General features: G+C 67.3%; 21 protein-coding genes and 1 tRNA gene. 9 read left to right on the top strand and 13 right to left on the bottom strand.

Going from position 1 to position 20,905, the window contains the following annotated elements; all coding sequences use genetic code 11:
* The first annotated feature begins 157 nt into the window (after window positions 1–157).
* Window positions 158–1,036, top strand: a complete 879-nt coding sequence (locus AC1DO7_RS15945) for a pirin family protein (protein WP_441649700.1) — start codon at window positions 158–160, stop codon at window positions 1,034–1,036.
* Between the two features lie 52 nt (window positions 1,037–1,088).
* Here the strand turns inward: AC1DO7_RS15945 and ybiB are convergent, their stop codons facing one another.
* From ybiB to AC1DO7_RS15920, 5 genes are all read right to left on the bottom strand, one after another.
* Window positions 1,089–2,102: a DNA-binding protein YbiB gene (ybiB, locus tag AC1DO7_RS15940; RefSeq protein ID WP_441613736.1), complete on the bottom strand. Its 1,014-nt coding sequence runs from the start codon at window positions 2,100–2,102 to the stop codon at window positions 1,089–1,091.
* 104 nt (window positions 2,103–2,206) lie between these two features.
* Window positions 2,207–3,010: an ABC transporter ATP-binding protein gene (locus AC1DO7_RS15935; RefSeq protein WP_441613735.1), complete on the bottom strand. Its 804-nt coding sequence runs from the start codon at window positions 3,008–3,010 to the stop codon at window positions 2,207–2,209.
* Window positions 3,011–3,028: 18 nt separating this feature from the next.
* Window positions 3,029–3,967: a nitrate ABC transporter permease gene (ntrB, locus tag AC1DO7_RS15930; RefSeq protein ID WP_441613734.1), complete on the bottom strand. Its 939-nt coding sequence runs from the start codon at window positions 3,965–3,967 to the stop codon at window positions 3,029–3,031.
* A gap of 62 nt (window positions 3,968–4,029) precedes the next feature.
* A complete protein-coding gene (locus AC1DO7_RS15925; RefSeq protein ID WP_441649699.1) occupies window positions 4,030–5,349 on the bottom strand; it encodes a CmpA/NrtA family ABC transporter substrate-binding protein in 1,320 nt (439 codons plus the stop codon).
* A 351-nt stretch (window positions 5,350–5,700) separates the two neighbouring features.
* A complete protein-coding gene (locus tag AC1DO7_RS15920; protein ID WP_441613732.1) occupies window positions 5,701–6,348 on the bottom strand; it encodes an ANTAR domain-containing response regulator in 648 nt (215 codons plus the stop codon).
* Between the two features lie 197 nt (window positions 6,349–6,545).
* Here AC1DO7_RS15920 and AC1DO7_RS15915 point away from each other — a divergent pair, with 197 nt between their 5' ends.
* Both AC1DO7_RS15915 and maiA read left to right on the top strand, forming a co-directional pair.
* Window positions 6,546–7,247 (top strand): fumarylacetoacetate hydrolase family protein, encoded by a 702-nt coding sequence (locus AC1DO7_RS15915; protein WP_477116310.1) that lies wholly within the window; start codon window positions 6,546–6,548, stop codon window positions 7,245–7,247.
* A 6-nt stretch (window positions 7,248–7,253) separates the two neighbouring features.
* Window positions 7,254–7,898 carry a maleylacetoacetate isomerase gene (gene maiA, locus AC1DO7_RS15910; protein WP_441613824.1) on the top strand — a complete coding sequence of 215 codons (645 nt, stop codon included), beginning with the start codon at window positions 7,254–7,256 and terminating at the stop codon, window positions 7,896–7,898.
* A 77-nt stretch (window positions 7,899–7,975) separates the two neighbouring features.
* On the opposite strand, the gene ftsY is transcribed toward maiA, so the two are convergent.
* Complete coding sequence (gene ftsY / locus AC1DO7_RS15905; protein ID WP_441649698.1) at window positions 7,976–9,139, bottom strand: signal recognition particle-docking protein FtsY; 1,164 nt, start codon at window positions 9,137–9,139, stop codon at window positions 7,976–7,978.
* Window positions 9,140–9,199: 60 nt separating this feature from the next.
* Here ftsY and AC1DO7_RS15900 point away from each other — a divergent pair, with 60 nt between their 5' ends.
* The 5 genes from AC1DO7_RS15900 (at window position 9,200) to AC1DO7_RS15880 (ending at window position 13,821) form a co-directional block, all read left to right on the top strand.
* Window positions 9,200–10,726: a M16 family metallopeptidase gene (locus AC1DO7_RS15900; RefSeq protein WP_477116309.1), complete on the top strand. Its 1,527-nt coding sequence runs from the start codon at window positions 9,200–9,202 to the stop codon at window positions 10,724–10,726.
* 19 nt (window positions 10,727–10,745) lie between these two features.
* Window positions 10,746–12,107: a M16 family metallopeptidase gene (locus AC1DO7_RS15895; RefSeq protein ID WP_441649697.1), complete on the top strand. Its 1,362-nt coding sequence runs from the start codon at window positions 10,746–10,748 to the stop codon at window positions 12,105–12,107.
* A 55-nt stretch (window positions 12,108–12,162) separates the two neighbouring features.
* Window positions 12,163–12,792 carry a 16S rRNA (guanine(966)-N(2))-methyltransferase RsmD gene (gene rsmD / locus AC1DO7_RS15890; protein ID WP_441649696.1) on the top strand — a complete coding sequence of 210 codons (630 nt, stop codon included), beginning with the start codon at window positions 12,163–12,165 and terminating at the stop codon, window positions 12,790–12,792.
* Between the two features lie 214 nt (window positions 12,793–13,006).
* Entirely contained in the window at window positions 13,007–13,492 is a 486-nt protein-coding gene (gene coaD / locus AC1DO7_RS15885) for a pantetheine-phosphate adenylyltransferase (protein ID WP_477116308.1), read from the top strand.
* 68 nt (window positions 13,493–13,560) lie between these two features.
* A complete protein-coding gene (locus AC1DO7_RS15880) occupies window positions 13,561–13,821 on the top strand; it encodes a YfhL family 4Fe-4S dicluster ferredoxin (protein WP_441613725.1) in 261 nt (86 codons plus the stop codon).
* A gap of 91 nt (window positions 13,822–13,912) precedes the next feature.
* On the opposite strand, the gene pth is transcribed toward AC1DO7_RS15880, so the two are convergent.
* The 7 genes from pth to AC1DO7_RS15845 all read right to left on the bottom strand — a co-directional run bounded on the left by pth (window position 13,913) and on the right by AC1DO7_RS15845 (window position 19,998).
* Complete coding sequence (gene pth, locus AC1DO7_RS15875; protein ID WP_441649695.1) at window positions 13,913–14,506, bottom strand: aminoacyl-tRNA hydrolase; 594 nt, start codon at window positions 14,504–14,506, stop codon at window positions 13,913–13,915.
* Between the two features lie 147 nt (window positions 14,507–14,653).
* The gene (locus AC1DO7_RS15870; protein ID WP_441649694.1) at window positions 14,654–15,259 is read right to left on the bottom strand and encodes a 50S ribosomal protein L25/general stress protein Ctc; all 606 of its coding nucleotides are present in this window, start codon (window positions 15,257–15,259) and stop codon (window positions 14,654–14,656) included.
* Between the two features lie 104 nt (window positions 15,260–15,363).
* A complete protein-coding gene (locus AC1DO7_RS15865; protein WP_441643146.1) occupies window positions 15,364–16,317 on the bottom strand; it encodes a ribose-phosphate pyrophosphokinase in 954 nt (317 codons plus the stop codon).
* Between the two features lie 99 nt (window positions 16,318–16,416).
* Window positions 16,417–16,493 (bottom strand) — tRNA-Gln (locus AC1DO7_RS15860).
* Between the two features lie 59 nt (window positions 16,494–16,552).
* Complete coding sequence (gene ispE / locus AC1DO7_RS15855) at window positions 16,553–17,431, bottom strand: 4-(cytidine 5'-diphospho)-2-C-methyl-D-erythritol kinase (protein WP_441613721.1); 879 nt, start codon at window positions 17,429–17,431, stop codon at window positions 16,553–16,555.
* On the bottom strand, window positions 17,428–18,024 hold the full coding sequence (gene lolB / locus AC1DO7_RS15850) for a lipoprotein insertase outer membrane protein LolB (protein WP_477116307.1): 597 nt from the start codon (window positions 18,022–18,024) through the stop codon (window positions 17,428–17,430). Before lolB ends, ispE begins: the two co-directional genes overlap by 4 nt.
* A 114-nt stretch (window positions 18,025–18,138) precedes the next feature.
* Window positions 18,139–19,998, bottom strand: coding sequence for a tetratricopeptide repeat protein (locus tag AC1DO7_RS15845; RefSeq protein ID WP_441613719.1), 1,860 nt, complete (start codon window positions 19,996–19,998; stop codon window positions 18,139–18,141).
* 176 nt (window positions 19,999–20,174) lie between these two features.
* Between AC1DO7_RS15845 and mutM the strand changes: the two genes are divergently transcribed.
* Window positions 20,175–20,905, top strand: a 731-nt coding sequence (gene mutM / locus AC1DO7_RS15840; RefSeq protein ID WP_477116306.1) for a bifunctional DNA-formamidopyrimidine glycosylase/DNA-(apurinic or apyrimidinic site) lyase, incomplete at its 3' end; no start/stop codon positions are given.

The raw sequence follows: 20,905 nt of genomic DNA, 5'->3' as shown, positions 1-20,905 counted from the left end.
CGACCACTATCCGGCAGCCCCCGCAACGCCATCGGACATTGATCAGAGGGGCGCCGCCGGTCCCGGTTCTGTCGCGCAATGAGATGCTGTGTTTCACCAGCGGCTACACTCTTTTCATTCATGCGGCCGTCAGCATCGGCCTAACCGGGGAAAATGCATGTCTGCTATCGAACACTTGCTCAAACCGCACGTACGTGACCTGGGCGACGGTTTTACCGTCAGCCGGGTGCTGCCGGCCGCGGCGGCCCAGACCGTGGGCCCGTTCATCTTCTTCGACCATATGGGGCCGACGGTGCTTCCGGCCGGGCAGGGGATGGATGTGCGCCCGCATCCGCATATCGGGCTGGCGACCGTCACCTACCTGTTCGAAGGGGAAATCCTTCACCACGACAGCCTGGGCAGCAAGCAGGTCATCAAGCCGGGCGACGTGAACTGGATGACGGCCGGCCGCGGCATCGCGCACTCGGAGCGCTCACCGCAGGCAGCCCGCGAGGCCGGTCCGCGCCTGCACGGCATCCAGACCTGGGTGGCGCTGCCCAAGGAGCACGAGACCGTGGAGCCTTCCTTCTTTCACCATCCTGCCGCGACCCTGCCCAAGCTCGAGCGGCCCGGGGTGCGGATGACGGTGATCGCGGGCGATGCGTTTGGGGCCGAGGCGCCCGTGAAGGTCTTCAGCCGCACGCTGTACGTGGCGATCGATCTGGAGCAGGGCGCAAGCCTCGAGATTCCGCCGGAGCATGCGCAACGCGGCATCTACCCGGTAGACGGCGTGGTCGCGCTGGATGGGGAAGTGTTGCCTGAGCGCCACATGGCGCTGCTGGTGCCGGACCAGACGGTCACGCTGACGGCCGAGGCGCCGTCGCGCGTGATGCTRCTCGGCGGCGACCCCACCGACGGGCACCGCTTTATCTTCTGGAATTTCGTTTCCAGCAGCAAAGATGCCATCGAAGCCGCATCCCAGCGATGGGAGGACGACCAGTTCCCGCGCGTGCCCGGCGAGGACGACCGCATCCCGCTGCCACAGCGCAAGCGCTGACGACGCTGACGACGCGGGCGCCGCCAGCCTCGCCTGCCGCCCCGTTCCCCGTTCAGACCGGGCTGGCCCAGGCCACGCGCGTGCCCTGCTGCAGGCAGCTGCGGATGGCCTCGACCTGCGTGGCGATCGGGGCCGGGACCGGCGCCTTGCCATCCAGCACGGAGCGGATCCAGGCCGCAGTCTGCGCGACGTCGTTGCCGGGTGGCAGTTCCGGCACCTCGCTGATCGAGCCCGCGGTGGGGTCGACCAGTGTGCGCTGGTGCCCGTCGTGCAGCCAGTCGATGCGGCCGCCGCGCCGCGCGTCGGCGACCACCTCGCCCTCGGTGCCGCGCGCCAGCAGCACATTGGCAGGCTCGCGCGAGAAGTAATCGGTCAGGGTCTCGCGGTACTCCGGATGCGTGTAGCTGTACAGGCGCAGGGCCTCGGCCGGCGTATGCGCGCCCACCGGCTGCAGCATCTTGACCACCGTGTGCGAGGAGTTGCGCAGGCCGATCTGCATGCGCCGGTCGAGCATGCGGGCCAGCGCCGGCGACAGCACATCGATCGGCAGCACGGCCAGCGGCCCGGGCTGCCCGGCCTTGGCGCAAAGCAGGGTTTCAGCCTCGGCCACCGTGGCGCAGGGCGCAATGCCCAACGCTTCGAACAGCGCGATGCTGGTCACGCGCCCGTTGAACTCCCGGGTGCCGTGGACCAGCACGGGATGGCCTTCGCGCGCCAGTAACATGGCCAGCAAAGGGATCAGGTTGGGTTGCTTGCGCGCGCCGTTGTAGCTGGGGATGGATACCACCACGCGCTCGGGCGGCGCGGCCAGCGGCAGGCAATGCGCGTGCGCGGCGTCCAGCATGCCGGCCAGTTCGTGCGGTGCCTCGCCCTTGATGCGATAGGCCATCAGCACCGCGCCCAGTTCGATATCGGCCACGCGACCGGCCAGCATGGCGTCAAACAGCGCCTGCGCGTCTTCGCGCGGCAGCGCGCGGGCGCCATTGACGCCCCGGCCGATCTCCTTGATGTACTTCGCCGCGGCGAAGGCGGCGGCGGGCTGGGGCGTGGAGGACGTATCGGTCATGGCGGGATGGGACAGTGTTGTTTGAGGTTCATGATAGCGGAGCGGGCCGGCCCTGCCCATGGCGGCGGCCGGCCCCGGTCAGTCACCTCGCCGTTCCGCGCCGGTCAGGCCGCTTCCTTCAGCGCAGGATTGCGCTGCTTGCGGTACAGGAAGTCCAGCACCGCGGTGCGGCAGGCGTGGTAAGTCTTGTCGTCGGCCAGCGCCATGCGTTCGCGCGGACGCGGCAGGTCCACCGGCAGCACTTCGCCGATGGTCGCGGCGGGCCCGTTGGTCATCATGACGATGCGGTCGGCCAGCAGCACGGCTTCGTCCACGTCGTGGGTCACCATCACCACCGTGCTGCGGGTCTTGGCGACGATCTTGATCAGCTCGTCCTGCAGGTGGGCCCGGGTCAGCGCATCCAGCGCGCCGAACGGCTCGTCCATCAGCAGCACCTTGGGCTCCATCGCCAGCGCGCGCGCGATACCCACGCGCTGCTTCATGCCGCCCGAGATTTCCTGCGGGTACTTGCTCTCGGCATGGGTCAGGCCAACCATGGCCAGCGTGTCATGCGTGCGGGCCTTGAGYTGCGCGCGGCTCTCGCTGCCGCCGAACACGCGTTCTACGCCGAGGTAGACGTTGTCGAAGCAGGTCAGCCACGGCAGCAGCGAGTGGTTCTGGAACACCACCGCACGGTCCGGGCCCGGACCGGCGATCTCGCGTTCGGCGCAGATCAGCGCGCCGCTGCTGGGGCGGTCGAGGCCGGCCAGCAGGTTCAGCAGCGTCGATTTGCCGCAGCCCGAGTGGCCGATCAGCGTGACGAACTCGCCGCGGGCGATGGTCAGGTTGACATCGCGCAGGGCGACGAACGGTCCCTTCTTGGTCTTGAAGGTCTGGCCCACGTTTTCGATACGGACGAACTTTTCCATGACGATCTCCCGGATGCCTTAGTTGCCGTAGCTGAATTTCCTGGCCAGGCTCAGCAGCGCGTATTCCAGCAGCAGCCCCACCACGCCGATGATGAAGATGGCGATCACGATGTGCTCGACCTTCAGGTTGTTCCACTCGTCCCACAGCCAGAAGCCGATGCCGGTGCCGCCCGTGAGCATCTCCGCGGCCACGATCACCAGCCAGGCGGTGCCGATGGACAGCCGCACGCCGGTCAGCATATAGGGCAGCACCGCCGGCAGCAGCACCCGCGTGAACACCTTCCACTCGGACAGGTCGAGCACGCGCGCCACGTTCAGGTAGTCCTGCGGCACGCGCGTCACGCCCACCGCGGTGTTGATCACCATCGGCCAGATCGAGCAGATGAAGATGGCCCAGATCGCCGCCGGGTTGGCGGCCTTGAACAGCAGCAGCCCGATCGGCAGCCACGCCAGCGGCGAGACCGGCCGCAGCAGGCTGATGATCGGCGCCATCATGGCGTTGAGAAAGGCAAAGCGGCCCAGCGCGAAGCCAGCCGGAATGCCGATCAGCGCGGCCAGCCCGAAGCCCGCCGCGACGCGCGCCAGCGACGCCAGCACATTCCAGCCGATGCCCTGGTCGTTGGGGCCGTTGCGGTAGAACGGGTCGGAAAACAGCGGCACGGCGGCGTGCCAGGTGGCGGCCGGGGTGGGCAGCGCAGGGCTCATCGTGGCCACGCCGTGCCAGAACAACAGGAACAGCGCAAAGCCGGCGACGGGCGGCATCGCCTTGAGCACGACGGCGCTGACGGCCTCGCGCCGCGCGGCGCGGCGCGCATCGGCCTGAGCCTCGAGCGCGCGGCGTTCGGCGCGCTCGTGCGCTTGCTGGTCGCCGAGCACGGCGAGTCCGGCGGTGCCGCCGGCGTCGGTGGAGGAGACTTGGTTGCCGGCATGTTCGGCCGGTCGAGCTAGTGCATTCACATCAGGCTCCTTCAGGCGCCGGCGCGTCGCCACGCCGGCATTCGGGCTGCAATCGAACCGGCTCAGGCTTTGATCTTGAATCCGTCGGCGTACGCCTTGGGGTCCTTGGTGGCATCCCATGTCACGCCGTCGATCAGGCGCGCCGTGCGGAAATCGCTCTTGGGCACCGGCACCTGCGCGGCTTCGGCCGCCTGCTTGTAGACATCGATGCGGTTGACCTTCTTCGCCACCGCCAGGTAGTCGGGGTGGTCCTTGAGCAGGCCCCAGCGCTTGTGCTGCGTGAGGAACCACATGCCGTCGGAGAGGAAGGGAAAGTTGGCGCTGCCGTCCTGGTAGAACTTCATCGAGTCCGGGTCGTCCCAGGTCTTGCCCAGGCCGTTGCTGTAGCGGCCAAGCATGCGGTCCAGGATGATGTCCATGTCGGTGTTGACATAAGACTTGGCGGCAATGGTTTCGGCGGTCTTGCGGCGGTTGGAGGCCGACGCGTCGATGTACTTCGAGGCTTCGAGCACGGCGGCCACCATGGCGCGCGCGGTGTTGGGGTACTTCTGCACGAACTCGGCCGTGGTGCCCAGGGTCTTCTCCGGGTGATCCTTCCAGATGGCCTGCGTGGTTTCCGCGGTGAAGCCGATCTTGTCGGCAATGGCGCGCGCGCCCCAGGGTTCGCCGACGCAGAAGCCATCCATATTGCCCACGCGCATATTGGCCACCATCTGCGGCGGCGGCACGGTGATGGCCTTGGCGTCCTGCATCGGGTTGATGCCGTTGGCGGCCAGCCAGTAGTACAGCCACATCGCGTGGGTGCCGGTGGGGAAGGTCTGGGCAAAGGTGTAGTCGCGCTTTTCCTTCGTCATCAGCGCCTTCAGGCTGGCGCCGTCCTTGACGCCTTTTTCCGCCAGCTTGGAGGACAGCGTGATGGCCTGGCCGTTGTGGTTGAGGTTCATCAGCACGGCCATGTCCTTCTTGGGCCCGCCGATGCCCAGCTGCACGCCGTAGATCAGGCCGTACAGCACGTGCGCGGCGTCGAGCTCGCCGTTGACCAGCTTGTCGCGCACGCCGGCCCAGGAAGCCTCCTTGGTGGGCGTGATCTTGATGCCGTATTTCTTGTCGAAGCCGAGCGTGCCGGCCATGACCACGGAAGCGCAGTCCGTCAGCGGGATAAAGCCGATCCGCACCTCGGGCTTCTCCGGCGCATCGGAGCCCGCCGCCCAGGCGCCGGCGCGCACCAGCGGGTCGACCAGGGTGATCACGCTGGCGCCGGCGATGGTGGCCAGCGCGCGGCGGCGGCCGCTGCTGGCGGGCACCGCGTCGGCGGCGGCCGTGCTGGCATCGTTGGCGACCGCGGCGTGCAGCGGCTTGGCAAGCTTCAGGCGAGAGGGCATTCCACGGCTCCAAATGAAAAGCGTCCTGAACCGCGCCGCTTTCGCCAGAATGCGGGGCAGGTCAGGACGCCGTTGTCCCGTGATGCGGCGCAGCCTTCGTTGGCGGCGCACATCGGATAGTGATCGGCCTTCGTTGGCCGTCATGGTATCTACGCAAGCGGCGTGCCATGCGTTCATTCGCCGGCGAGGGGCAGGTGCGGCAAAMGGCGGGCATCGGGCGCACGGCGACCGGGAAAAGGGAGGGAGGAATGCGGCGGGCCTGAGCGCACTCGGTGCGCGGCGTGCGCCGGCGCGGCGCCATGTTTGTGCAATGCACCAAGCCCGTGCGGGCCGGTTGCCGGCGCCGTGGGCTCAACTCATCACATCGATCACGCGCCGCGCGGCCTCGACCAGCTTGATGCCGCGCTCCATCGCCATGCTGCGCAGGCGCTTGTAGGCCTCTTCCTCGCTCATGCCGCGCTCCTTCATCAGCAAGCCCTTGGCACGCTCGACTTCCTTGCGCTCGGCCAGCTGCAGGCGCGTGGCATCCAGCTCGGCGCGCAGTTGCTGGTCCAGCTCGAAGCGCGCATAGGCCACATCCAGCACGGTCTTGACGCGCTCGGCGCGCAGGCCGTCGACGATGTAGGCGGTAATGCCCGCCGTGAGCGCCGCCTTGATGCGCTGGGCGTCGTCGTTGTCCGTGAACAGCACGATCGGCCGTGGCGCGTGCTGCGTCGAGACGCACACATGCTCCACGGTGTCGCGCGCAGCCGATTCGGAGGCGATGATGATGAGATCAGGCTGCCGTGCAGCGATGGCGTCGGGCAGGCGCATGTCCGCGTCCGCCGTCTCGATGTCGGTGAAACCCGCCGATACCAGGCCGGCCTGGATGGTCTCGACATTGAGCGGGTCCGCGTCGTGCGGATCGCGCACGAGCAAGATGCGCAGGCTGCGCGAACCCGCCGCGGGTGGCGTCGCGGGACGGGGCGGGCTGGGAGGGGCGGGAGGGCGTCGGGTCATGTTTCCATTGGCGTCGGGACTTGCCATGCAAGATCCGCGCCGACTACGTCTTTATTGTATTGCGGGGTTTCCCGCATTCAATGTCCGCCGGCGTACAAGCCCGAAGGGGGCGGTGTATGCTATTGCCCTGCTGCGCGGCAGGGCGTCTGCCGGCAACGCGCGGCCTGACAAACACAGTACAAAGTCTGGAGAGTTGGATGACCGAATTCGTATTCGCCCCGCCCGCGCCCACCGGCGTGCCCGTGCGCGGCGGCAGCGCGCAGTTCCCGGTGCGCCGGGTCTACTGCGTGGGCCGCAACTATGCCGCCCACGCCCGTGAAATGGGTTCGGACCCCGACCGTGAACCGCCGTTCTTCTTCTGCAAGCCCGCCGACGCGGTGAGCTATGTGGCCGACGGCACCGAAGGCAGCTTCCCGTACCCGCAGGGCACCAGCAACTGCCACTACGAGATCGAACTGGTGGTCGCCATCGGCAAGGGCGGCAAGGACATTGCCGAGGCCCACGCCGCCAGCCACGTGTTCGGCTACGCCATCGGCCTGGACATGACGCGCCGCGACCTGCAGAACGAATCGAAAAAGACCGGCCGCCCCTGGGAAACCGGCAAGGCTTTCGACAAGTCTGCACCGATCGGTCCGATCGTGCCGGTGTCCGCCATCGGCCATCCGGAAAAGGGCGCTGTCACGCTGGCCGTCAACGGCGCCGAAAAGCAGCGCGGCGACCTCTCCGACCTGATCTGGTCGGTGCCGGAAATGGTGTCCTATCTTTCGCGCCTGTTCGAGCTGYATCCCGGCGACCTGATCTACAGCGGCACGCCCGAAGGCGTGGGCGCGGTGGTGAAGGGCGACGTCATGCAGGGCAAGATCGAAGGCCTGGGCGAGCTCATCGTCAAGGTGGTCTAGCCCATGCTGAAGCTCTACAGCTACTTCCGTAGCTCGGCTTCGTACCGGGTGCGCATCGCGCTGAACCTGAAGGGTTTGCCGTACGACTACGTGCCCGTACATCTGCTGCGCGAGGGTGGCCAGCAGCTCCAGCCCGCCTACCGCACGCTCAATCCCGATGCGCTGGTGCCGACCCTGCTCGACGACGATCAGGTCGTGATGCAGTCGATCGCGATGGTGGAGTACCTCGACGAAACGCATCCCGAGCCGCCGCTGCTGCCCGGCAGCGCGCTCGACCGCGCCTATATCCGCGCGGTGGCGTTCGAGGTTGCCTGCGAGATCCATCCGCTCAACAACCTGCGCGTGCTGAAGTACCTCAAGCACACGCTGGGCGTGGCGGAAGAGGCCAAGGACGCGTGGTACCGCCACTGGGTCGAGCTGGGTTTCGAGGCGGTCAACACCAACCTGGCGCGTTCCGGCAAGGCAGGCCGCTTCTGCTTTGGCGACACGCCGACGCTGGCCGATGTCTGCCTGGTGCCGCAGGTCTTCAACGCGCAGCGCTTCAATATCGACGTGAGCCGCTATCCGGCGATCGCCAAGGCGTTCGATGCGTGCATGGCGCTGCCGGCTTTCCAGCAGGCCGAGCCGAAGGCGCAGCCGGACGCGGAGTAGCGCGCCGGCAGTTCAGGCGGCCGTATGAAAAAGCCCCGCAAGCGATTGCGGGGCTTTTTTTCCGCCGGCGCGGGTGTTCAGCCCAGCAGGGCTTCCGCGAACTCGTCGGCCCTGAACGGCTGCAGGTCCTCGACCTTCTCGCCCACGCCGATGAAGTAGACCGGCACCGGGCGCTGCCGCGCGATCGCGGCGAGGATGCCGCCCTTGGCGGTGCCGTCGAGCTTGGTCACGATCAGCCCGGTGAGATTCAGCGCGTCGTCGAACGCCTTGACCTGCGCCAGTGCGTTCTGCCCGGTGTTGGCGTCGATCACCAGCAGCGATTCGTGGGGCGCGCTCGGCATGGCCTTGGCGATCACGCGCTTGACCTTCTTGAGCTCCTCCATCAGGTGCAGCTGCGTCGGCAGGCGTCCGGCGGTATCGGCCATCACGATATCGATCCCGCGCGCGCGCGCCGCGTTGACCGCGTCGAAGATCACGGCGGCCGGGTCGCCGCTCTCCTGCGAGACGACCGTCACGTTGTTGCGTTCTCCCCAGATCGTCAGCTGTTCGCGCGCGGCGGCGCGGAAGGTGTCGCCCGCGGCCAGCAGCACGGACTGCCCGTAGCTCTGGAAATGCTTGCAGAGCTTGCCGATGCTGGTGGTCTTGCCGGCGCCGTTGACGCCCGCGATCATCATCACCATTGGCTGTTCGCGCCCCAGCTCCATGGTCTTCTCGAGCGGGCGCAGCAGGTTGGTGAGCAGCTCGCGCAGCGCAGTCTTGACGCCTTCGGAGGTCTCGATACGCTCGCTCTTGACGCGCCGGCGCAGCTCGCCCAGCAGGTATTCGGTGGCCTCAACTCCCGCGTCAGCCATCAGCAGCGCGGTTTCCAGCTCCTCGAACAGGGCTTCGTCGACCTTCACGCCGACGAACAGCGTGCCCAGGTTGCGGCTGGTCTTGGACAGCCCCGTGCGCAGGCGCTGTACCCAGCCACGCCTGGCCTCCTGGCTGGCGGCCGGAGGCGGTGTCAGGACCATTTCCTCGCCAGCGGGGGGCTCGGGCAGCCTTGCCGCCGGCATGGGAACGGGCGCCGGGGGGGGAGCCGCCACGGGTAGCGCAGGGGCCACCGGAGCCGCCACCGGGGCTGCATTCGGGGTCGGCGCGGGCGCCGTTACCGGGGCCGGTGCGGCCGCGGGCGCGGGGCTTGGCGCCTCGACTGGCGCACCGGCCGGCTCGGCCTTGCGCTTCTTCCAGAAACTAAACATTGGGAAAGGGGTCAATACCCCGGTAGAATCAATCGCCAAAATTCTAGCAGACGGGGTCGCATGAACCATTGTGCTGTCAGCTCCAGGCCGGRCACCGCCCGTGCCGCATCGCCGGCCGCCGGTGCCGGCGCCAGCCGCGCCGGCGCTTTTGCCCGGCGCCTCCTTCCCGTCCTGCTGATCAGCACCCTGCCCTGGTTTGGCGCGGCCTACGCGCAGACCGGCGTGGTGGCGCCGCCCCTGCCGACCGGCCAGGCCACCGCCTCGCAGAGCGCGGCAGCCGATGCGGYCACCACCGAATTCACGCTGTCCAACGGCATGCGGGTGATCGTCAAGGAAGACCATCGCGCGCCCACCGTGGCCCACCAGATCTGGTATCGCACCGGTGGCATGGACGAGGTCAGCGGCACCACCGGCGTGGCGCACATGCTCGAACACATGATGTTCAAGGGCACGCCCAAGGTCGGCCCAGGCGAATTCTCCAAGCAGATCGCCGCGCTGGGCGGGCGCGAGAACGCCATGACCAACCGCGACTTCACGCTCTACTACCAGCAGATCAGCAAGCAGTACCTGCCGCGCATGATGGAGCTGGAGGCCGACCGCATGGCCAACCTCATCATCAAGAAGGATGAGTTCGAGCGCGAGATGAAGGTGGTGATGGAAGAGCGCCGCCTGCGCACCGATGACTCCGCGCGCGGCACCGTCTACGAGCAGCTGCTGGCCACGGTATTTACAGCGGCGCCTTATCGCCACCCGGTGATCGGCTGGATGGACGACCTCGTCAACATGCGCGTGGAAGACGTGCAGGCCTGGTACCGCGACTGGTACGTGCCCAACAACGCGCTGCTGATCGTCACCGGCGATGTCACCGCGGCCGAAGTCAGGAAACTGGCCGAGCGCACCTATGGCAAGCTCAAGCCGCGCGCGCTGCCGCTGCGCAAGACGCAGCTCGAACCGCTGCAGAAGGGCGTCAAGCGGGTCTGGGTCAAGGCGCCGGCCGAGAACCCCTACGTGGTGATGGCGTACAAGGTGCCGCGCCTGCACGATGTCGACAAGGATGTCGATCCCTACGCGCTGGAAGTCCTGTCGGCCGTGCTCAACGGCTACGACAATGCGCGCCTGACGCGCGACCTGGTGCGCGAGCGGCGCCTGGCCGACGACGTCAATGTCGGCTACGACAGCGTCAACCGCGCCGAATCCATCATCGTGCTCGACGGCACCCCGGCCGCCGGACATACCACCGAGGAGATCGAGCGCGCGCTGCGCGACGAAATCGCCCGCATCGCGCGCGAGGGCGTCTCGCCCGAGGAGCTCAAGCGCGTCAAGGCGCAGGTGGTGGCCGCGCAGATCTACAAGCGCGACTCCGTGTTCGGGCAAGGCATGGAGATCGGCGTGTCGGAGATCTCGGGCATTTCCTGGCGCAAGCTCGACCGCATGCTGGAGCGCATCAAGGAGGTAACGCCGGCCCAGGTGCAGGCGGTGGCAGCAAAGTATTTCAGCGACGACAACCTGACTGTGGCGACGCTGCTGCCCCAGCCGATCGATCCCAACAAGAAGCAGGCACCGGTCGACGCCGGTGCGCTGCGCTGAGTTTCCAAGAGGACCGAAGATGCCTCTCTTTGCCCCGACGATTCCGTCGCCGCGCCTGCTGCGCCGCCTTGCGGGCGTGGCTTGCGGCGCGCTGGTCATGCTTGCCTCGCAGGCCGCGCTGGCGGCCATCCCGATCGAGCAGTGGACCACATCCACCGGCGCGCGCGTCTACTTCGTGCGCAGCCCGTCCATACCCATGCTGGACGTCAACATGGATTTCGACGCTGGCAGCCGCTATGACCCGCCCGGCAAGGCGGGCCTGGCCACGCTCACTTCGGCCCTGCTCGACAAGGGCGCGGCGGCGCAGGACGGCCAGCCTGCCCGCAACGAGGCGCAGGTGGCAGACGCCTTCGCCGATACCGGCGCCGATTTCGGCGGCGCCGCCAGCGGCGACCGCGGCGGCATCGGCCTGCGCACGCTCACCAGCGAGCCGGAGCTGAGCCAGTCGCTGGCGCTCGCCGCGCAGCTGATCAAGGCGCCGGCCTATCCGGATGCCGTGGTCGCGCGCGAGAAGCAGCGCCTGATCACCGCCATCCGCGAAGCCGACACCAAGCCAGGCGTGATTGCCGACAAGATGGTGTCGCGCGCGATATACCCGGCGCACCCCTATGGCGTTGCGGCCACGGTGGCCTCGGTGGAGTCCATCACGCGGGCCGATCTCGAGCGTTTCTGGCGCGACAATTTCGCCGCGTCGCGCGCCGTCGTGACGCTGATCGGCGCGATCGATCGCAAGCAGGCCGAGACCATCGCCGAGCAGCTCACGCGTGGCCTGCCCGCCGGCGCCACGCCGCCGGCCATGCCGCCGGTACAGCTCAAGATCGCGGCCAGCGAGCAGCGTGTGCCTCATCCGGCGCAGCAAGCCACGGTGGCGATCGGCCAGCCCGCCATCGCCCGCGGCGACCCGGACTATTTCCCGCTGCTGGTGGGCAACTACGTGCTCGGCGGCGGCGGCTTCAGCTCGCGCCTGACCGACGAGGTGCGCGAGAAGCGCGGCCTGACCTATGGCGTGGACAGCTACTTTGCCCCGGCCAAGCAGGCCGGCCCCTTCGGCATCGGCCTGCAGACCAAGAAGGAGCAGACCAACGAAGCGCTGGCGCTGGTGCGCAAGGTGCTCGCGCAATACGTCGCGGAAGGTCCGACCGACGCCGAGCTCAAGGCCGCCAGGGACAATCTCGTCAACGGCTTTCCGCTGCGTATCGACAGCAACCGCAAGCTGCTGACCAATGTGGCCAATATCGGCTGGTACGGCTTGCCGCTGGACTACCTGGACACCTGGACCGCGCAGATCGGCAAGGTGACGCGCAGCCAGGTGAAGGACGCTTTCCAGCGCCATGTGCATCCGGATGCCATGGCGACCGTGATCGTGGGCGGGCCGGAGTGAGGCTTGCTCCGAGATGCGGCGCGCGGTCGGCGTCCGCAGGCTCTACAATCACGGCATGAATTCGCGTACCCGATCTCCTTCGCCCGCCGCCGGCGGGCCATCCTCAGCTCCTGCGGCGCGGCGCTCGCCCACCCAGGTCCGCATCATCGGCGGCAGGTGGAAGCGCACGCCGCTGCCTGTGCTCGACGCCGAAGGCCTGCGTCCCACCCCCGACCGCGTGCGCGAGACCCTGTTCAACTGGCTCGGCCAGGACATGTCCGGGATGGCCTGTCTCGACCTGTTTGCCGGCTCCGGCGCACTCGGCTTCGAAGCCGCTTCGCGCGGGGCGATGCAGGTCACCATGGTGGAATCCAATCCGCGTGTGGCGAAACAGTTGCGAGACAACCAGTACAGGCTGGATGCCCAGCAGATCCGCATCGTGCAGGGTGATGCTTTCGCAACAGCGGCGCAGATGCCGGCCTCGAGCTTCGATGTGGTCTTCCTGGATCCTCCCTTCGCGCAAGACTGGCTCGGCCCGGCGCTGGAGCATGCGGCCAGGCTGTCGCGCCCGGGTGGCGCGGTCTACGTGGAAACGGACCGGGCCCTGATCGGACCCGACGCGCCAGTGCCGGCCGCGCTGGAGATCGTGCGGCATGCCCGCGCCGGCGCCGTGCACTTCCATTTGCTGCAGCACAAGACGAACTGATCCGCGCGGGCCGGCGCGGCGTGACCGGCCATCGCACGCTAGATGCGGCACCGCCGCGAAACCATCATCCGGCGGCTTCCAAGTGCCGCGTTTAGGGTTACACTACGCCGCTGTCGCCAACGCTCGTCACGCAGCCTTGGTTCCAGCCCTCACCATAGCGGGCGGGGCCAAGCGGTCCATCCAGGACCGGCAACGGGCAGAACAAGGAGGAAGCATGGTCGTCGCGGTCTACCCCGGCACTTTCGATCCAATGACCCGGGGCCACGAGGATCTGGTGCGCAGAGCGTCCAATATCTTCGATGAGCTCGTGGTCGGCGTGGCGCAGAGCCCCAACAAGCGCCCATTCTTTGYACTGGAAGAACGCATCGGAATCGCCCGTGAAGTACTGGGCCACTATCCCAACGTGCGCGTGGAAGGCTTCTCCGGCCTGCTCAAGGATTTCGTCCGCAAGAACAACGCACGGGTGATCGTGCGGGGCCTGCGCGCGGTCTCCGACTTCGAGTACGAGTTCCAGATGGCGGGCATGAACCGCTACCTGTTGCCCGATGTGGAGACCATGTTCCTGACACCGTCGGACCAGTACCAGTTCATCTCCGGCACCTTCGTGCGCGAGATCGCGGTGCTGGGCGGCGACGTCAGCAAGTTCGTGTTTCCTTCGGTGGAGCGCTGGCTTCAGGAGAAGATCGGCAAAGCGGAATAGAATAGAAGCTTGCGACATGCGAACCGCGGCCAGTCGGGCGCGGCACATGTCCAGGTCAAGGAAATTGTATGGCACTGATGATCACCGACGACTGCATCAATTGCGACGTTTGTGAGCCGGAGTGCCCGAACGAAGCCATTTCGATGGGGCCCGAGATCTATGAGATCGACCCCGGCAAATGTACGGAATGCGTCGGACACTTCGATGAACCGCAATGCCAGCAGGTTTGCCCCGTGGCTTGCATCCCGCACGATCCGGCACGGATCGAATCGCGGGATACGCTGATGGAGCGTTACCGCCTGCTGACGGCGGCCAAGCGGGTCGCCTGAGGCGGCTTGCCAGGCTGGCAGCAAAAAACCCCGGCACCGGAAGGTGGCGGGGTTTTTTTTGTCTGGCAGCCGGCTGCGGTGCGTCCGACGCCTAGCGTCCCGTGTGCAGCTCGAGCATGGCGCGCTCGCTCTCGCCCCTGGCCAGCAGCGACAGCGGTGCGATGCAGCGGTCGATGGCTTCGTCGATGGCTTGCTGCTCCTCGCGACGCGGTGGCTTGAGCACATAGTTGACCACGTCCTCGCGGCTGCCGGCGCCGCCGGGGGCATTGCGCGGATGCCCCACGCCGAGGCGCAGCCGCCAGTAGTCCTGCGTGGTCAGGTGCGCGGCGATGTCCTTCAGGCCGTTGTGGCCGCCGGCGCCGCCGCCGCGCTTGAGCTTGACGGTGCCGGGCGGCATGTCCATCTCGTCATGGGCCACCAGGATCTCGTCCGGCAGGATCTTGTAGAAGCGCGCCAGCGACACCACCGCCAGCCCGGAGCGGTTCATGAAGGTGGACGGCTTGAGCAGCCAGATCTCCTGGTCCCACAGGCGCGCGCGCGCCGCCAGGCCGTGGAAGCGGCCTTCCACGCGCAGCGTGACGCCGCCCATGCGGGCCAGCTGGTCGACCAGCCAGAAGCCGGCATTGTGGCGGGTGGCTTCGTATTCCGCCCCGGGATTGCCGAGGCCGACGATGAGTTTGATCATGCGTTGCACTACTTGGGTGAGGGCGGCCAGAGGCCAAGCATACGCGAAACCGCTCGCAAACCGGCGAGCGAAAAAAAGCCGCCGGACACGCCGGCGGCTTCTTCTTGCGGTCGCTGCCACGCAGCCAGCAGGCTGCGTTCAGGCAACTCAGGCAGCAGGCGTTTCGCCGCCTTCCTTGGCTTCCGACACGCCGCCGGCCGGCAGCGAGATGCTGGCGATGGCGGGGTTTTCGTCGCCGTGGGTGATGGCGCTCACACCCTTCGGCAGCTTCACGTCCGACAGGTGCAGGGTCTGGCCCAGTTCTGCGTTGGCCAGGTCCACTTCGATGAACTCGGGCAGGTCGGCCGGCAGGCACGACACTTCCAGTTCGTTCAGGATGTGGTTGACGATGCCATGGCCCAGCTTCACGCCGGGGGCGTTTTCCTGGTTCATGAAGTGCAGGGGCACCTTGACGTGGATCTTGTCAGCTGCCGACACGCGCTGGAAGTCGACGTGCAGGACCAGCGGCTTGAACGGGTGCATCTGGAACGCACGCAGCAGGGCCTTCTCAGCCTTGCCTTCCACTTCCAGGTCGAGGATCGACGAGTGGAACGCTTCCTTCTTCAGGGCGTGGAACAGTGCATTGTGATCCAGTTCGATCATCTTGGGTTCGGCGGCGCCGCCGTAGATGATGCCCGGGGTCTTGCCGGCATTGCGCAGGCGGCGGCTCGCACCCGTTCCCTGTACGCTACGCTCGAAAGCTACTACTTTCATGATGACTCCAAATGTAAGAGGGCTGTCCGCGACCAGACAGCCCGATGAAGCGGCATGCAAAGGCTGATTCGCCCTAGCCTACCGCAGTAAAGCCTTGGATTCTATCAAGAATCCGCAAACAGCGACATGATCGAGTCGCCCTTCACGATCCGCGTGAAGGTCTCGGCCAGCAGCGAAGCGGTCGAGAGCTGGCGGATCTTGCCGGACTGGATGGCGTCGTCGCGCAGGGGAATGGTGTCGCACACCACCACTTCGTCCAGCTCGGAGTCCGCGATGCGGGCAGCCGCGCCACCCGACAGCACCGGGTGGGTGCAATACGCGAAGACCTTCAGCGCGCCGCGCTCCTTGAGCACCTGGGCCGCCTTGCACAGCGTGCCACCGGTGTCGATCATGTCGTCCATGATCACGCAATTGCGGCCGTCGACTTCACCGATGATGTTCATCACCTCGGCCACATTGGCCTTGGGGCGACGCTTGTCGATGATGGCCAGGTCGCAGTTCAGCTGCTTGGCCAGCGCACGGGCGCGCACCACGCCGCCGACGTCCGGCGAGACCACCAGCAGATCGCCGTAGTTCTTCTCGCGCAGGTCGCCCAGCAGGACCGGGGAAGCGTAGATGTTGTCGACGGGAATATCGAAGAAGCCCTGGATCTGGTCGGCGTGGAGGTCCATGGTCAGGACGCGCTCGACACCGGCGACTTCCAGCATGTTGGCCACTACCTTGGCCGAGATCGCGACGCGCGCCGAACGCGGGCGGCGGTCCTGGCGGGCATAGCCGAAGTACGGCATGGCCGCGGTGATGCTGCGTGCCGAGGCGCGCTTGAGCGCATCGACCATCACCATCAGTTCCATCAGGTTATCGTTGGTCGGCGCGCAGGTGGACTGCAGCACGATGACGTGCTTGCCGCGAACGTTTTCCTGGATTTCAACTTGGACTTCGCCGTCGGAGAACCGGCCGACCTGGGCTTTCCCGAGCGGGATGCCGAGGTGCTGCACGACAGCCTCCGCGAGTTTGGGGTTGGCGTTGCCGGTAAAAACCATCAAGCCTTCGCTGCTCATTCGGTGCACCTGTCTTGCTGCTGGAGGGGGGAAAGATTGCTGCCGGCTAGTGCCGGCAGCTTTTTCGTGCAGGTCCGTTAGGACACTATAGGAATGTAATGGCAGGGGAAGAAGGATTCGAACCTTCGAATGCCGGAATCAAAATCCGGTGCCTTGACCAACTTGGCGACTCCCCTACACAACCGGGTCCGTCCATCGTCACATACAGCCAGCGTGACGCCGAACGAAAAACTTTCTAAGCGAGTGCTGCGAGCGGGTGGCGCGATAAACTCCGCGCACACTTGCCATCCCATCCGGGAGGCAACCGGTCTAGTACCTGCTGCGCTGTCTGCTCGTCATCAAACCGTGCAAACACGCAGGCTCCGGAACCGGTCATCCTTGCATGGGGACTGAATTGTCTCAGCCATTCAAGGGCTCGGGCAACTTCGCCGAACTTCGCTGTTGCTATCGTTTCCAGATCGTTGCGACCGAAAGCGAATTTGTTTGTGCAAGCAGCGAAGACCGCAATTATGGAGAGGGGCGTATCCCTTGTCAACAGTTTGTCCGAAAAAATTTCTGGAGTAGGGACGTGCTGGCGCGGATGGACGATCACGAACCAGCTGTCGGGCAGTTCCACCGTGGCCAGTTCTTCGCCGATGCCCTGCGCGAAGGCGTTCTCCCCGTGCAGGAAAAACGGTACGTCGGCGCCCAGCGCCAGCCCGATGCGCTTGAGTTCCTCGCGCCCCAGGCCGAGTCCCCACAGGTGGTTCAGGGCCATCAGCGTGGTGGCCGCGTCCGACGAGCCGCCGCCGATGCCTCCGCCCATTGGCAGGCGCTTGTCGATGGCGATGTCGGCGCCGAAGGCGGTGCCGCTGGCCTGCTGCAGCGCGCGCGCCGCGCGCACGATCAGGTCGGAGTCCGCCGGCACGCCGGGCACGTCGGTCACGCGCTCGATGCGGCCGTCGTCGCGGCGGCGGAAGTCCAGCGTGTCGCTCCAGTCCACCAGCTGGAACACGGTTTGCAGCGTGTGGTAGCCGTCGGGACGGCGCCCGGTCACATGCAGGAAGAGATTGAGCTTGGCGGGCGCGGGGCAGTTGCGCAGTTCGGGAGGGGGTAGGACGCGTGCGGTATTCATTGGGCTTGCTCCGGGTCGATCACAAGGCGCACCGACAGCGGGCTGCTGTCGCCGTCGCGTGCCAGGTCGATGCGGCGCGGCTGCTGCGCGGCCGACTCCTGCCAGGCGACATAGCGCACGGTCCAGCCGTTCTGCGCCAGCGTGGCGAGGCGCCCGCTGTCGTCGCGGGTGGTGCGCGAGGGGCTGCCCGGCGCGGGCCTGGCGTGCAGCCAGTCGCGCATGCCAGCCACCGGCAGCGAAAAGCCCAGGGCTTGTTCCAGCAAGCTATCCACTTCGGGGGCGTTGCGCGGCGCCTGGTTGGGCAGGTCGAGCGTGGCGCCCGAAKGCGTGGAGGTCACCACGGCCAGGGTCTGGCCCAGCGGCGAGATCAGGTCGAGCCGCACGTTGCGGCCCTGCTCGTGCCACTGGAAGCTGCCCTGCACGCCTTCCTCGCGGCCGTAGCGCACGTAGTTGGCGGCAAAGCGGCCTTTGAGGTCGTGCACCTGGGCGGTCTCGCCGGCATCGAACTGGCGCGTGGGAGTGATGCTGGCACAGGCCGCGAGCCACAGGGGCGCGGTCAGGCCCAGCAGGGCTAGGCGTCGGGAAATGGGCATAGGCATCTTGCGCCCGCGGCGCCACCGCGGGCGCCGGGCCATCCTCCCGGCGCGGGCCGGGAGGACAGGGTGCGGATTATCGAAAGCTGGACGGAAAGGAAGGTGATCGAGGGCTTACTTGGACAGCGCGGAGACCGGCACGTTGTAGCGGCGCAGGGTGTCGATCAGGATCACGTTGTCGGGCTCGATCTTGGCGGCCTCGGTCCAGGTCTTGCGCGCTTCGTCTTGCTGGCCGAGTTGCCACAGGACCTCGCCCAGGTGGGCGCCGATTTCGGCCTCGGGCGCCTTGGCGTAGGCGTTGCGCAACAGTTCGGCCGCCGGCTGGAGCTGGCCGAGGCGGAACTTGACCCAGGCCAGGCTATCCATGATGTAGGGATCGTCCGGGCCCAGCGCCGAGGCTTTTTCCAGCAATTGCAGAGCTTCGGGCAGGCGCACGTTGCGGTCCGCCAGCGAATAGCCGAGCGCGTTGTAGCCTTGCTTCTGCTCGGGCTGCATGGCGATCACCCGGCGCAGCAGCTTCTCCATGCTGTCGTAGCGCTTCTCGCGCTCGTCGAGCATGGCCAGCTCGTAGACCCAGTCCGGGTTCTCGGGCTCGGCCGCGGAGCGTTCTTCCAGCACCTTGCGGGCACGGTCGTAGGCCTTGGCGTCGATCAGCATGCCGACCTCGGCCTGGCGGATCGCGGTCATGCGCTGGGCGCGCTGGTCGGGCTCGGCAATATCCTCGGCATCGGCCAGCATGTCGTTGAAGACCGCCTGGGCATCGTCGAGCTTGCCCATGCGGCCCAGCAGCTGCGCGCGCTTCACGGCGGCGGCGGGCGCCAGGCGGCTGTCGTCGATCCGGTCGAGCCAGGCCACCGCGGCCGGGTAGTCCTTCTTTTCCTCGGCGATCTGTGCGAGGTACTGGTAGGCGATATCCGGGCTCGCCGAGGGCACCTGCTCGGCCAGCTGCAGGTACTCCTTGAGGTATTGCTCGGCCTCGTCGTAGCGCTTGGACTGCAGGCTGGTCAGCCCGAGCGCGAGCGGCACGCGCGGATCCTTCGGTGCGATCTTGCGCAGGGTCTCGAACTCGGCGCGCGCGGATGGCAGGTCATTCTGCAGCAGGTACAGGCGAGCCAGCGTGATGTGCCCGTTGACCGAAGCCGGCGCCTTGCTGACGAACGACTTCAGGCCGGCGATGGCCTGGTCTGGTGCGGTATCCGCGCGCAGTTCGGCAGCCATCAGCGCCGCGGCTTCGTAGTCTGGCCGGATGCGCTGCGCCTCGTCGAGTTCGGCGAGGGCGCCGGGGATATCGCTGGCGGCTTCCTTGGCCCGGGCCAGTGCCAGGTGGGTTTCGGCCGAGCGCATATCGTCGGCCACCAGGCGCTGCAGCAGGGCCGCGGCGCCGGCGGGATCGCTGGTGCGCGACAATTGCTGCTGCATCTGCAGGACTGCCTCCGGCCGGTGGCTCGGCGGCACGCCATTGAGCTGCAGCGCGAGCAGGGGCTCGGCCTCGTCCCACTTGGCGCTCAGCACCAGCAGGGTGGACAGCACCTGGCGCGCACCGGCCGAGGTCGGCGCGAGTTCGGTCCACAGCCGCGCGGCATCCAGCGCCTGCTGCGCGCTGCGTGCATTGAACGCAATCTCGGTGGCGCGTTGCGCGAAGCGCGGGTCGAGCGTATTGCGGGCCAGTTCCATGTAGGTCTGGTACGCCGGGCCGATCACCCCGCGCTGCACGGAGATTTCCGCGGCCAGCACGCGGTACAGGATATCGCCGGTCAGCGACACGGCCGGCAGCGGCATCCTGGGCGGCAAGGGGCTGGAGCGGATGGGCGCGGGTGCGGCCTCCGCCGCCAGCGTGAGCGGCCGCTTGCCCTCGGCGGGCGCAGCATGGCCGGCGAGCGGCGCCAGGGCACAGACCGCAAGCGCGGCCGCAGCGGTAGCCGCGAGCCTGTGACGCAGGGGCCGCCGGATAAGGGTGGAGTCAGCGGTGGTCATCGTGATACGGTCCAGGCGGTCCGGCATGTGGGGGGGTGCTCCAGCACGCAAAAGCGCAAATGCAATGGGAAAGTTAAAGGCATTGTAGCCTGCCGCTACAATGCCTTGYTTGTCCGCATGGCGCCAGCGTACATGGGGTCTCTGGCGGTTTGAGTGGCGCGCAAGGGAGAGGTTCGATGCCTGAGTTGCCGGAGGTCGAAGTGACCCGGCGCGGCTTGCTGCCGCATGTGGTGGGACGGCGCATCGCCGAGGTGGTGGTTCGTCATCGCGGCTTGCGCTGGCCGGTGGAAGCCGGCCTGGAGGCGCAACTGGCCGGACGCGTGATCGCGCGCATCGAGCGGCGCGGCAAGTACCTGCTGCTGGAATGCGTGCGCGCCGCCGCGGACAGTACTTTGGCGGCGGAGCACGCAGGAGCGCACGCAGTTGCCCCGGCGCCCGCCGGCGACCGCGGCTGGCTGCTGATCCACCTTGGCATGACCGGCACCTTGCGTGTGCTGCCGCAGGCGCCCTCGCCGGGGGCGCACGATCATCTCGACCTGGTCCTTGCCGACCCGCTTGCGCCGGGCGGGGCTGACTCGCTCGTGCTGCGCTTTCGCGACCCGCGCCGTTTTGGTGCGGTGCTGTGGAGCCCGCTGGAAGAGGCCGCGCTGAACACGCATCCGCTGCTGCGCGGGCTCGGCATCGAGCCGTTCGACGAGCGTTTCGACGGGAGCTGGCTCTATCGCCACGGCCGCGGGCGCAGCGCAGCCATCAAGACGGTGCTGCTGGCCGGCGACATCGTGGTCGGCGTGGGCAATATCTACGCGTCGGAAAGCCTGTTCGCCGCCGGCATCCGTCCCACCACGCCGGCCGGCCGGCTGTCGCTGGCGCGCTGCGAGCGGCTCGCGGCGGCCGTGCGGGACACGCT

It is taken from the genome of Cupriavidus sp. 05N40 (assembly GCF_056397305.1).
The sequence above is the reverse complement of the archived record's forward strand: the minus strand, read 5'-3'. Positions and strand labels throughout refer to the sequence as shown.

Coding starts and splice junctions, on each gene's coding strand:
- ybiB (WP_441613736.1), bottom strand. CDS start 2,102: ATGACCGATACGTCCTCCACGCCCCAGCCCGCCGCCGCCTTCGCCGCG.
- AC1DO7_RS15925 (WP_441649699.1), bottom strand. CDS start 5,349: ATGCCCTCTCGCCTGAAGCTTGCCAAGCCGCTGCACGCCGCGGTCGCC.
- AC1DO7_RS15920 (WP_441613732.1), bottom strand. CDS start 6,348: ATGACCCGACGCCCTCCCGCCCCTCCCAGCCCGCCCCGTCCCGCGACG.
- ftsY (WP_441649698.1), bottom strand. CDS start 9,139: ATGTTTAGTTTCTGGAAGAAGCGCAAGGCCGAGCCGGCCGGTGCGCCA.
- AC1DO7_RS15895 (WP_441649697.1), top strand. CDS start 10,746: ATGCCTCTCTTTGCCCCGACGATTCCGTCGCCGCGCCTGCTGCGCCGC.
- rsmD (WP_441649696.1), top strand. CDS start 12,163: ATGAATTCGCGTACCCGATCTCCTTCGCCCGCCGCCGGCGGGCCATCC.
- AC1DO7_RS15880 (WP_441613725.1), top strand. CDS start 13,561: ATGGCACTGATGATCACCGACGACTGCATCAATTGCGACGTTTGTGAG.
- pth (WP_441649695.1), bottom strand. CDS start 14,506: ATGATCAAACTCATCGTCGGCCTCGGCAATCCCGGGGCGGAATACGAA.
- AC1DO7_RS15870 (WP_441649694.1), bottom strand. CDS start 15,259: ATGAAAGTAGTAGCTTTCGAGCGTAGCGTACAGGGAACGGGTGCGAGC.
- AC1DO7_RS15865 (WP_441643146.1), bottom strand. CDS start 16,317: ATGAGCAGCGAAGGCTTGATGGTTTTTACCGGCAACGCCAACCCCAAA.
- ispE (WP_441613721.1), bottom strand. CDS start 17,431: ATGAATACCGCACGCGTCCTACCCCCTCCCGAACTGCGCAACTGCCCC.
- AC1DO7_RS15845 (WP_441613719.1), bottom strand. CDS start 19,998: ATGACCACCGCTGACTCCACCCTTATCCGGCGGCCCCTGCGTCACAGG.